1 protein-coding gene is annotated in these 258 nt (G+C 57.0%); it reads left to right on the top strand.

Annotated elements, in window-relative coordinates; genetic code table 11:
* Positions 1 to 43: 43 nt before the first annotated feature.
* Positions 44 to 258, top strand: a 215-nt coding sequence (locus SB751_RS32555; protein WP_410749325.1) for an AAA family ATPase, incomplete at its 3' end; no start/stop codon positions are given.

Raw genomic sequence — 258 nt, 5'->3', positions numbered from 1 at the left:
GCAATAACTGCATATATTACGCAAAACTCCTTGGAGGAATTTAATGGCTTTCAAGATCGCCGGGAGCAATCAGAAAGGTGGTACTGGAAAGACGACCATCTCCGTCAATATCGCGGCAGCCTTCGAGGCAGGCGGCAACAAGGTCGCCTTGATAGATGCCGACCCTCAAGGCACGTCGGTCAGATGGGTGACGAGCGGCGAAAATACGCTCCCGATGACAGTGCTGTCGCTGGCCCCCGCCGGGCGTGGGATCGGCGG

Origin of the sequence: Cupriavidus sp. SIMBA_020 (genome assembly GCF_046535395.1) — a bacterium.
GTDB lineage: Bacteria > Pseudomonadota > Gammaproteobacteria > Burkholderiales > Burkholderiaceae > Cupriavidus > Cupriavidus campinensis.
Note: the sequence above shows the minus strand (reverse complement) of the source record. Positions and strands in the feature narration are given on the sequence as shown.